The 11,572-nt window shown below is 43.7% G+C and carries 11 protein-coding genes; all 11 read left to right on the top strand.

What is annotated here, in order from left to right:
• The first annotated feature begins 26 nt into the window (after positions 1 to 26).
• Entirely contained in the window at positions 27 to 272 is a 246-nt protein-coding gene (locus IH879_11450; GenBank protein ID MCH7675550.1) for a hypothetical protein, read from the top strand.
• Between the two features lie 150 nt (positions 273 to 422).
• A complete protein-coding gene (locus IH879_11455; GenBank protein MCH7675551.1) occupies positions 423 to 1,988 on the top strand; it encodes a response regulator in 1,566 nt (521 codons plus the stop codon).
• Positions 1,989 to 2,019: 31 nt separating this feature from the next.
• Positions 2,020 to 2,463 (top strand): tRNA (adenosine(37)-N6)-threonylcarbamoyltransferase complex ATPase subunit type 1 TsaE, encoded by a 444-nt coding sequence (gene tsaE / locus IH879_11460; GenBank protein MCH7675552.1) that lies wholly within the window; start codon positions 2,020 to 2,022, stop codon positions 2,461 to 2,463.
• Positions 2,460 to 3,140: a tRNA (adenosine(37)-N6)-threonylcarbamoyltransferase complex dimerization subunit type 1 TsaB gene (tsaB, locus tag IH879_11465; protein MCH7675553.1), complete on the top strand. Its 681-nt coding sequence runs from the start codon at positions 2,460 to 2,462 to the stop codon at positions 3,138 to 3,140. The genes tsaE and tsaB overlap by 4 nt, the downstream gene beginning before the upstream one ends.
• Positions 3,127 to 3,633, top strand: coding sequence for a ribosomal protein S18-alanine N-acetyltransferase (gene rimI, locus IH879_11470; protein ID MCH7675554.1), 507 nt, complete (start codon positions 3,127 to 3,129; stop codon positions 3,631 to 3,633). Before tsaB ends, rimI begins: the two co-directional genes overlap by 14 nt.
• A 4-nt stretch (positions 3,634 to 3,637) precedes the next feature.
• Positions 3,638 to 4,585 (top strand): acetyl-CoA carboxylase carboxyltransferase subunit beta, encoded by a 948-nt coding sequence (locus IH879_11475; GenBank protein ID MCH7675555.1) that lies wholly within the window; start codon positions 3,638 to 3,640, stop codon positions 4,583 to 4,585.
• Entirely contained in the window at positions 4,585 to 5,358 is a 774-nt protein-coding gene (gene surE / locus IH879_11480) for a 5'/3'-nucleotidase SurE (protein ID MCH7675556.1), read from the top strand. Before IH879_11475 ends, surE begins: the two co-directional genes overlap by 1 nt.
• 292 nt (positions 5,359 to 5,650) lie before the next feature.
• Entirely contained in the window at positions 5,651 to 7,198 is a 1,548-nt protein-coding gene (gene guaA / locus IH879_11485) for a glutamine-hydrolyzing GMP synthase (protein ID MCH7675557.1), read from the top strand.
• A gap of 186 nt (positions 7,199 to 7,384) precedes the next feature.
• Complete coding sequence (glmS, locus tag IH879_11490) at positions 7,385 to 9,217, top strand: glutamine--fructose-6-phosphate transaminase (isomerizing) (protein ID MCH7675558.1); 1,833 nt, start codon at positions 7,385 to 7,387, stop codon at positions 9,215 to 9,217.
• Positions 9,218 to 9,226: 9 nt separating this feature from the next.
• Entirely contained in the window at positions 9,227 to 11,071 is a 1,845-nt protein-coding gene (locus IH879_11495) for a penicillin-binding protein activator (protein ID MCH7675559.1), read from the top strand.
• A 126-nt stretch (positions 11,072 to 11,197) separates the two neighbouring features.
• Positions 11,198 to 11,572, top strand: a 375-nt coding sequence (locus IH879_11500; protein MCH7675560.1) for a hypothetical protein, incomplete at its 3' end; no start/stop codon positions are given.

Consider the following 11,572-nt stretch of genomic DNA (forward strand, 5'->3'; position numbering starts at 1 on the left):
GTTATCAACTTATCAACCTTAAAAAATTGCCTGAAGCGATCGAGATTTTCAAACTAAATGTTGCCGCCAATCTACAATCTGCAAACACATATGATAGTCTGGCTGAAGCTTACATGGTGAACGGTGAAACTGCTCTTGCAATAAAATATTATAACAAGGCATTGGAAATGATTCCAAATGATCCGGGCCTTAATGAGCAAAGGAAAGAAGGTGTAAAGAAGAGTGCGATGGCCAAATTGCAGGAGTTACAACAACTGACTCAAAAAGAGTGATTTCTTGGCAGCCTGGATATTTAGTAATGAGCCGGATCAATCAAAGTTGGTCCGGCTTTTCTATTTCTCGGTTTTTCTATTTCTCCTTGCGGATCACCCAAATTATGACTATTTTAAACTTCTTTATTTTGATAAATAGTTTTTGATTTAATGATAACAAAAGGCAAAATACTCTGGGTCGATGATGAAATTGAACTGCTGCGCTCTCATATTATTTTTTTAGAAGAGAGAGGGTATAAGGTTGAGCAGGTAACCAACGCCGATGACGCCATCGCGTTGATTTCACAACAAAGTTTTGACATGGTCCTGCTTGACGAAATGATGCCCGGCAAAGACGGCTTGACGGCTTTGGGGGAAATTAAAGAAAGCCATCCTTTCTTGCCGGTTGTGATGGTTACCAAGAGTGAGGAAGAATCACTCATGGAAAATGCCATTGGCGGCAAAATTGATGATTATTTGACCAAACCGGTGAACCCGAGCCAAATACTTTTGACCTGTAAAAGAATTCTGGAAAGTAAAAAAATTACCGGCGAACGCATTTCTAGAGATTACATTTCCGAGTTTAACGAAATTTCACAATCTCTTTTGGGGCCTCTCGATTGGCGGGATTGGATAAAAATTCATACCCGGCTTTCAGTGTGGGAGGTCGAAACCGATCAACACCGCGATTTGGGGCTCAAGCAGACTTTGCGGGATCAAGAGCGCGACTGCAATGTTGAATTCGCAAAATTCGTCGAGAATAATTATCCTCTGTGGCTCCACAACTCCGAGGATCCGCCGCCTTTTTCGACGGATCTGATAGAGAGGTATCTGGCCCCTCTTTTGCAAGAGAATCGAAAAGTTGTCTTTTTGGTGATCGACAACCTGCGAACGGACCAGTGGTTTGCAATCGAGCCGCTGCTCTATCCTTATTTTAATATAAAAAAAGACTTCTATTTCTCCATTCTGCCCACTGCGACTCCGTTTTCAAGAAATGCGATTTTTAGCGGACTCTTCCCAAGTGAAATTGAAGAGCGGCACCCCGAACTTTGGAAGCAAGGCGATGATGATGAACGGAGTTTAAATCGATTCGAGCATCAGTTGCTGGATTTAAAATTGAAGGATTTGGGAATCGATTTAAAACCGGCTTCAAAATATGTTAAAATCATCGATGTAAAGGAGGCTCGGAATACCGTAAACAAGATTTCCTCATACTCAAATATTCCTTTATTGGCAATCGTTGTAAATTTTGTGGACATTTTGGCCCACAGCCGAAGCGATTCGGAAGTCCTGCGCGAAATAACGCCCGATGAGTCTGCTTATCGCTCGCTAACGAAGTCCTGGTTCGAACATTCGTATATATTTCAAATTATCAAGGAGCTTGCCAAACGGAAAAACACGGTTATAATTACCACAGATCACGGCAGCATTCGCTGCATGCGCGGCGCTAAAGTTAAAGGAGACCGCGAGACTTCAAAAAATCTCCGCTACAAATTTGGCAGGAATGTCAAAGCCGACCCAAAGCAAGCGATTATTGTAAAGGATCCGGCGGTCTATAAGTTGCCCGCCAGGGGAATTAACTCAAATTATTTGATCGCAAAGGAAGATTATTATTTTGTTTATCCGACGAACTATCACCATTATTTGAATCATTACCGGGATAGTTTGCAGCACGGCGGTGTTTCAATGGAGGAAATGATTTTGCCGGTCGTGACATTGGAGCCGAAGAGTGAGTAGTCCCGAGCAGAGTTTTGGTTCGACTGCCACAATGAACAAAGAAGAAAAACAACTCATAATCTCAAACAGCGCCGAAGAAACCGAGCAATTTGGTCACAAACTGGCGCAGCAATTAAAGCCGGGCGATTTGCTGGCATTTTTCGGTGACCTCGGTAGCGGCAAAACAACTTTGATTAAGGGGATTTGTAAGGGCCTGGAAGTTGAAGCAGACATTACGAGTCCAACGTTTACTCTAATTCATGAATACTCAGGACGGTTGCCGGTTTACCACTTTGACTTTTACCGAATCGCGAATTCGCATGAAGTTTGGGAACTGGGCGGCGATGAGTATTTCTATGGTGAGGGCGTTTGTCTGATCGAATGGGCGGACAAAATTCAGGATTTATTGCCGGAAAGCAGGATAGAAATTCACTTAATCAATTGCTTCGAAGAAGGTTTGCAGAACAGCCGGGAAATTAAAGTTACTCGGACATGAAACTTCTAACCATCGACACAGCCACTGAAACCTGCGGGGTCGCTTTAACTGAAGACACTCAACTTGTGACCGATTTTCGGATCAATAAGAAGAATGTCCATAACGAGAGGCTTGTTTCTACTATTCAGCAGTTGCTTGGGGGAGTTGGTTGGCAATTGAGCGATTTAGAGGGCATCATTTTTTCTAAAGGACCGGGCTCGTTTACGGGTCTGCGAATTGGGATTTCAGTCAGCAAGGGTCTGTCATTTTCGCTCGGCATTCCGATTGTTGGCGTCAATACGCTGGATGCTTTGGCTTTTGGCGCGCCAGCCTGGGCGAATAAAATTTGTGCGGTGATCAAAGCACGGGAAAAAGAAGTTTATTTTTCGCTTTATGAAAAATCCTTGACCAGCTTCGAGAGATGTTCCGGATATGAAATTATTCATTTGGAGAAATTGCCTGAAAAATTAAATGGTAAAACTCTGGTTGTTTCGAATCCGGCAGATTTAGTTTCTTCTGTTATGAATAAAGAAACTGTGATAGCGCCTTCAGAGTATTCATTATTAAAACCACTCACCATAGCCGAGTTAGGATTTAAGAAATTTGAGGTGAATGAAGTCGAAATTCCGGAAACTGCAGAACCATTTTATTTAAAGGATTTTACACCCAAAAGAAAAGTTTATTATGCTGAGCAGTGAGTCCACACTAGTACAAAAACCGGGTTCTAATTATGAAACTATTTGTATAAACATCCGTGAAATGCAGGTTGACGATTTGGCTAGAGTGTCTGAATTAGAAGAACAGGTATTTCCCAATGTCCGCTCGAAAAATAATATTGCGGACGAAGTTCTTGAAAATTCGCTTTCATTTGCTTATGTTGTTGAAAAGGATCACTTGGTTATCGGGTATGCAATTTTTTGGCGGGCGGACACCGAGGCGCATTTAGTAGATTTCGCCGTTGATAAAAATCACCGTAGAAAAAAGATTGGCAGTTCACTGCTTAGCTACCTAATTAAAGATTGGAAGTTAAGAAAGGTTCAAACGGGGCATTTGGAAGTCCGGCGGTCAAACCTTGCTGCCCGGAATATGTATCTTAAATACGGATTCGAGGTAACCGGCGTGCGAAAAAATTATTATTCAAAAGAGAAAGAAGATGCAATTTTGATGAGTATCTCTTTAAGGAGGGCTTAGTCATATGGATTGGTTCAAACGAGCAAAAGAGGGCCTAAAGCCACAAAAGAAAAAAGAGATCCCGGATCTCTGGGTTAAATGCGACGGTTGCTCGGAAATCATTTATAAACCGGAATTAGAAAAAAACTTTTATGTCTGTACAAACTGCCAATTCCATTTCAGAATCAAAAGTTCAGATTATGTCAAGCACCTGTTGGATGATAATAAATTTGAGGAATTCGATACCAAACTTTCATCTGTTGATTTCCTTAAATTTAAAGCACGAAAAAAATATTCTGACCAAATTAAGGACAGTAAAAAAAAGACCGGCATAAACGACGCGGTCCGAACCGGTCTCGGAAAAATCTATGGCAATTCAGTGGTGTTCTGTGTCATGGATTTCAATTTTATTGGCGGAAGCATGGGCTCAGTGGTTGGCGAAAAATTGGCGCGTGCCATTAAACAGGCCCTGGAGCGCAGACTGCCTCTGATCATTATTTCGGCTTCCGGGGGTGCCCGCATGATGGAGAGCGTGCTTTCTCTTATGCAGATGGCCAAGACCTCCGCATTCCTTGCCAAATTCTCCAATGCGGGTCTGCTTTACATTTCTATTTTGACCGATCCGACAACTGGCGGGGTAACGGCGAGTTATGCCATGCTTGGCGATATTATTTTAGCTGAGCCCGGCGCTTTGATTGGATTTGCCGGACCGCGTGTGATTAAACAAACCATCGGCCAGGATTTGCCGGACGGTTTTCAGCGGTCAGAGTTCCAGCTTAAACACGGCTTTTTAGATGCGGTGATTGGCCGAGATGAAATGAAGGCAAAATTAAAAGAGATTCTGGAATTTGCCACCGACACCGAAATTTCGGATTCTGAAAATGGCGAATTGAATGCAGAGAATGTGGAAGATGTTAAAGGTACACCCGATGTCAAGATCGGAAAAGTAGATGATGAGGCGGTTAAGAATTAATGGCCAAAAATAAGCCCAGGATTCTCCTTAGCAACGACGATGGAATCAACGCCCCTGGACTGGCTGCCTTGTACGAGGAGATGAAGTCAATTGGCGATGTCTTTGTAGTCGCCCCGGATGCTGAGAAAAGCGCTGTCGGACATGCGATCACCCTTTCCGATCCATTACGGGTTTGGGATTTTAAAAAGAACGGAGAGTTTTTTGGCTACGCAGTCAACGGGACGCCCGCTGACTGCGTAAAAATTGCTTACTGGGCGCTTTTAGATGAAAATCCGGATCTGGTCGTTTCGGGAATTAACTTGGGGTCGAATACAGGAATAAATGCCATTTATTCCGGAACCGTTTCAGCGGCTACCGAAGGCACTATTTTAGGAATCCCCGCTTTTGCCGTTTCACTCACTACCTTTAAAAATCCAGACTTCAGCTATGCCGCCAAATTTGCCAGAAAATTGTCTGAAAATATTTTAGAGCGCGGATTGCCGAAAGGCACTTTGCTGAATGTGAACGTGCCGCCAGCCAAAGAAGAGGAAATTGAAGAGATTAAAATTACCCGTCAGGGCCGGTCAACTTATCACGAGCATTTCGATAAAAGAGTCGATCCGCAAAACCGAGTTTATTATTGGTTAACCGGCAAGAAAGTCCAATTGGAAGATGACAGCGACGTCGATGATAATGCTATTTTGAATAAAAGAGTCTCAATCACGCCTCTGCACTACGATCTGACCAACTACGAGTATCTCGATGAGTTAAAGTCGTGGGAAATAACTCCGTAGTTTTCAGACAAAAAACAAATTCCAAACGTCGTTCTGAGCGCAAAGCCCTCTCAAGCTCGACTGTGCAACTAGTCAGCGAGAACGAAGATTCTCAGTTTGATCGAGGAGATTCTTCGCACATCAAGAATGGCTTATATGAACAGGTTTATGCTTTATGTGCTCAGAATGATGAGGTGTGGGCTTTTAATAAGGAAGGTGCAATTGCATAAACAGATTCTGATGTTCCTTCAAATTACACTTTTACTCCCGCCCATCACTTTAATGAATACTTCCCGAAACATCTTAAAGGAAAATGGCCCAGCATAAAGATCCGATCCTCATTCTTGATTTTGGCGCTCAATACACACAACTGATCTCCCGCAAAGTTCGCGAGCTGGGCGTTTATTCTGAAATTAAGCCTTTTAATATTTCAATTCAGGAAATTAAAAAGCTGCAGCCTAAAGGGTTAATTTTGTCCGGTGGCCCGGAATCGGTATATGAAAAAAATGCCCCTTTGCCTGACAAAAGTATTTTTGACCTCGATATTCCGGTTTTGGGAATTTGCTACGGTCTGCAAGTGATTTCGCATTTCTTCGCCGGCGAAATAGCGGGCGGTACAAAAAAACGCGAATTCGGTTTGGCGGAGTTTAAAATCGAACAGCCGGCCGGACTTTTCAAGAATGTCAGCCCTGTTTCCAAAGTTTGGATGAGTCACGGCGATGCTTTAGATCAACTTCCGAGCGGATTTGAGACACTCGGTTCCACAGAAAGCTCACCTTACGCAGCATTCGCTAATAAAAAACGAAACTTTTACTGCGTGCAATTTCATCCGGAAGTCACCCACACCGTTGAAGGCAAAAAGATACTTGGAAATTTTGTTTATGAAATCTGTAAGTGTGAAAAATCCTGGACGCCCGGTTCGTTTGCGGAAAACACGGTTGCTGAAATTCGTGAAAAGGTCAGAAGCGGTAAAACCATTTGTGGCCTGAGCGGCGGTGTGGATTCTGCAGTTGCCGCGGCATTGGTTTACGAAGCCATCGGCGACAAGCTGCACTGCGTTTTCGTTGACACCGGTTTCATGCGCAAGAATGAAGTAAAAGAGGTTGGCGAGACATTTCAGAACTACTTTAAATCTAATTTCATTTCCGTTGATGCTTCAGCGGAATTCCTGAGCCGTTTAGATGGCGTAACAAATCCTGAGGAAAAGCGAAAAATTATCGGAAATACATTTATTGAGGTTTTCGAAAAAGAAGCCGAAAGGATTTCAGATGTTGAATATCTTGTTCAGGGCACGCTTTACCCGGATGTCATCGAAAGTGTTTCTGCCCATGGACCTTCCGTGACCATAAAAACCCATCATAATGTCGGCGGCCTTCCGGAGGTTATGAATCTAAAATTAATTGAACCGCTGCGCGAATTGTTTAAAGATGAAGTTCGAAATGTCGGCAGGGAGTTGGGGCTTCCTGAAAAAGTCCTGGGAAGACACCCCTTTCCCGGTCCGGGATTCGCGGTAAGAATTTTGGGTAAAATCACTCAAGAGCGCCTGGACATTCTAAGGGAAGTTGATGCGATTTTTATTGAAGAGCTCAGAAGCCACAATTGGTATGATAAAATCTGGCAGGCGTTTGCGGTTTTGCTTCCAGTAAAGACTGTCGGCGTCATGGGGGATATGCGCACTTATGAAAATGTAATCGGACTTCGTGCGGTCAGCAGCCTGGACGGCATGACTGCGGATTGGTCAAGAATTCCGTTCGAGATACTGGCACGGATTTCCAATCGAATTATCAATGAAGTGCCGGGTGTCAATCGTGTGGTTTATGATATCAGCTCAAAGCCGCCAAGCACAATTGAGTGGGAATAATATGTCACCCTTTTCACTTGATTTTTATGAATTTTTTTTTTATGTTTGGGCGTTTCAATCACGGTTTTAAGATACTTAGGAACCACAACTCAACTTAACTACTTTTCGAAAGAACTCCCTTCTGAATGACAAATATAAACAAACAACTCTGTCTCATCTATGAACTTATTTCTAAGGAGAGATTCAATGTGTGGAATTGTTGGATACATTGGTAACAAGGACGCGACACCCATCCTTCTCGAAGGGTTAAAACGGTTAGAATATCGCGGTTATGACTCCGCTGGCGTTGCTGTTCTTACGAACGGTAAAATCACAGTTGAAAAGCAGGCAGGGAAAATTTCTGCTCTGGAACAATCCTTAGCCCAAAACGCACTTTCCGGTAAGTTGGGAATTGCTCACACCCGATGGGCAACCCACGGCGTGCCAAATCAAACAAATGCACACCCCCACACAGACACAACCGGCCGAATTGCTCTCATTCATAACGGCATCATCGAAAACTATCAAACAATCAAAACAAAATTAGAATCAAACGGTTATAAATTTTCCACAGACACGGATACGGAAGCTCTGGTGAATTTGATATCTGAGTATTATCAAAATGGCAACAACCTGGACGAAGCCGTACGTGCGGCGCTCAGCCAGGTCGAGGGAACGTACGGGATAGCGGTTATCTCGAAAGACGACCCGAATACCCTTATCGCGGCACGCCGTGGGAGCCCTTTGGTCATCGGAATGGGTGAAAATGAATTCTTCGTCGCCTCAGATGTTTCGGCCATTATTAATCATACCAAAGATGTCACATATCTCGATGACAATGAGATTGCCGTCATCACTCGTGATAAAGTCACCATTAAGACTATTGACAATCTGGAAGTCGACAAAAAGATTGAAAAGATTGCTTTTGATTTGGATAAAATCGAGAAGAGCGGTTACGACCATTTCATGCTCAAAGAAATCATGGAGCAGCCGCAAACCATCGAGGACGCCATGCGCGGCCGTTTGCTTTCCGAAGAGGGCACAGCCCGTTTGGGAGGAATTCGTCATGAAATGGAATCACTGCTTTACGCGCCCCAAATTCTCTTGTCTGCTTGCGGCACCAGTTGGCATGCCTCGCTCATCGGCGAATACATGCTCGAAGAATTCGCGAGAACGCCTGTAGAAGTCGAGTATGCCTCTGAGTTTCGTTACCGAGATCCGATTATTGAACGTGGCGCTGTGATGTTTGTTATCAGTCAATCCGGCGAAACCGCGGATACGCTGGCGGCTATGAAAGAAGCAAAACGAAAAGGCGCCAAGGTTTTCGGTATCTGCAATGTTGTCGGCTCAACGATAGCAAGGGAAAGCGATTCCGGGGTTTACTTGCATGCCGGACCAGAAATTGGCGTTGCCTCGACGAAAGCCTTTACTTCGCAGGTAATGGTTCTCTCGCTGCTGTCCCTACTGATGGCAAGAATGCGTAACTTGGGCGCTTCGAAAGGAATTGACATTGTCAACGAAATGAAAGCGCTGCCCCAAAAAGTAGAAAAAATATTGCAAACTCATGAACTGATCAAAGAAATCGCTAAGGAATATCATCAAAGCCAGAATTTTCTTTACCTGGGCCGCGGTTATAATTTTCCGGTAGCGCTCGAAGGCGCTCTTAAGTTAAAAGAAATTTCATACATTCACGCAGAAGGTTACCCCGCTGCCGAAATGAAACATGGCCCGATCGCACTGATTGATGAGAACATGCCGGTCGTTTTTATCGCAACAAAAGATTCGACTTATGAAAAAATCACCAGTAACATTGAAGAGGTGAAAGCCAGAAGCGGACGTATTATCGCAATTGCCACCGAGGGCGATGAAGAAATTAAGAAACGCGCGGATCACGTGATTTATATTCCGCCCACTTTAGAGTTTTTAACACCAATTCTGACCATCATTCCTTTGCAACTGCTGGCTTATTACATCGCCATTTTGCGGGGCTGCGATGTCGACCAACCGCGTAATTTAGCCAAAAGCGTAACCGTTGAGTAGGCTCTTTTTATGAAAAAAAACTCGGCTATCTATCTCTTTGTTTTCTTGACATGGGTTATTGGGATAAGTTTCATTCCACTTAAAACCTATGCGCAAGAAACCAGGACAGTCCAAATCGTCAATGACATGGAAGTGGATTTTAGGAGGGCATTGCGTCTTTACCGCTCGAAAGATTATCTGAAAGCTTTCGCAGGCTTCGAATCTTTGAGCAATTCCACTGTCATTCATCACCGCATGACTGCTTCCTTGCTCATGACCGGGAAAAGCCTTTATCATCTGGAAAAGTTTTCCGACGCAACCCGTTACTCCGACAAACTCATCGATACTTTTTCACAAAGCAGATATGTCGACGATGCTTATTTTTTAAAAGCTTCCAGCTACTATCGGTTGAATGACAGCTTCAATGCCGCCAGATATTTTTTGTGGATTTCTGATTGGAGTTCTGACAACAGACTGACGGTAAAGTCTCATAGAATTGTAAATTCAATCATCCGCTCGAAACTTTCTTTGTCGGAATTAAATAAACTTTTGCAATTCGCAAATGGTGAAACGTCCGCGGCGCTCGTGACAATTGGATTAGCAAAAAAAGAGGTGAAGAACGGCTCAGCACGCAGAGCGGTTTCTTTGTTGAAAAACTATAAGAAGAAATTCGGACCCAGCGGGTATATCGAGCAAATTGATGAACTTTTGCAAGAAGCTGAAAACCCGGGCAGCCAGTCGATTAAAATTGGCGTGGTCTTGCCGTTAACCGGTTTTTTTAGCGAAGAGGGACAAGGAGTTTTTAGAGGAATTAAGTTTGCTCATCTCCAGGCAAAAAACAACTCGGTGCAGCCGATTCAATTGGTGGTACGTGATTCACAAGGAAATATGATCAAGGCAATTCAGGCAACCCAGAATTTGATTCGGCAGGAAAATGTCCAGGCTATTATCGGTGAACTTGAAAGTTCTATAACTGCCGGAATTGGCGCTTTGGCCGCCAGCGAAAATATTCCTTTAGTTGGACCCACGGCAACGGAAAACCAGGTTGCCTCCGTAGGCAGCTCTGTTTATCAATTGAACAGCGACCTCGAGAGAAAAGGTGAGGCGCTGGCGCTGTATGCTTACGACCAACTGGGCTTTCGCACATTTGCAACTTTAGCCCCCGCAGACGAATATGGCCAGCAAATGACGGACAGCTTCACTTCGACCATCGATCGACTCGGCGGCCGAATCGTTGCGCAAAGCTGGTATTACGACACCCCGAAAGATTTAAGCAGACAATTTAAATCGATTCGCGAGGCAGCCTTCAGTTATGATTCCACGGATGTTGAACAAATGATAGCAGAAGCTGCTGAAAGAGGTCGAGATCTGGATGAAAAAGATATTCCCGTGCTCTCAATTGACGCTATTTTTCTGCCCATCTACTCCGATGATATTAAATATATCGCTCCGCAGTTTGCTTTAAGTAATATCCGCACCCAAATTGTCGGCGGCGAATACTGGGATGATTTGGATATTCTAAAAATTGCTCAAATTCAACCTTATGTCGATGGGGCGATTTTCGTCAGTGATTACTTCCCCGATGAAAATGACCAGGCCTTTAGAAATTTTCGCAGTGAGTTCCGGGTCAAGTTAAAAAAGACTCCCGAAAGGTGGGAGGTTTTTGGTTATGATGCATTTAATCTCTTAAACGAAGCAATTTCTAAAGGCGCTAAAACCGGCCATGAAATCAATCGACGTCTAAACACGATATCCGGCTACCAGGGAATGAAAGGGGATATTTCCTTTAAAGGATACCAGCGAGTGAACCACGAGGTAAATTTTCTACAATTTGTAAATGGCAGGATTATTAAGCATCAGGTCGAACTGAATTAAGGGAAGTTCGAAGCTTTGGGAATAATGTTTTTTTTGCGCACAGCAAAATTATTTGTTGCTAAATGGTTATGAATTTATTAAGTTTACCACTAAAATTACCTTAACTAAATCAACAAGGAGGGATTTATGAAGCGAGTAGGAATTCTTATGCTGGTGTTGCTGGTTTTCACGCTCAGTGATTCATCTGCTCAAATTGGTTTTAAGGGTGTAGGAGGACATGTTGGTTGTGTAAATGGAAAGGGAAGCCTTAGTGGTATTTTATTTGGCGGACACGTTAACCTGGGAGAGATTATCCCGGGTCTGGCGTTAGCTCCCAGCTTTGATTACTGGAGTGACTCAGGGACTAACATCCTTAATATCAATGGCGATGTAAGGTACTACTTCCCGACAGATGGCAATATTGATTTCTTCGCGGGCGGTGGCTTGGCTCTCGTTAGGTTTAGTTCAGATAAGCAGACCTTTACTGACCCTGATACTGGGATCACAATAACTTCAGTAGGA

It is taken from the genome of candidate division KSB1 bacterium, from assembly GCA_022562085.1.
Lineage (GTDB): Bacteria > Zhuqueibacterota > Zhuqueibacteria > Oceanimicrobiales > Oceanimicrobiaceae > Oceanimicrobium.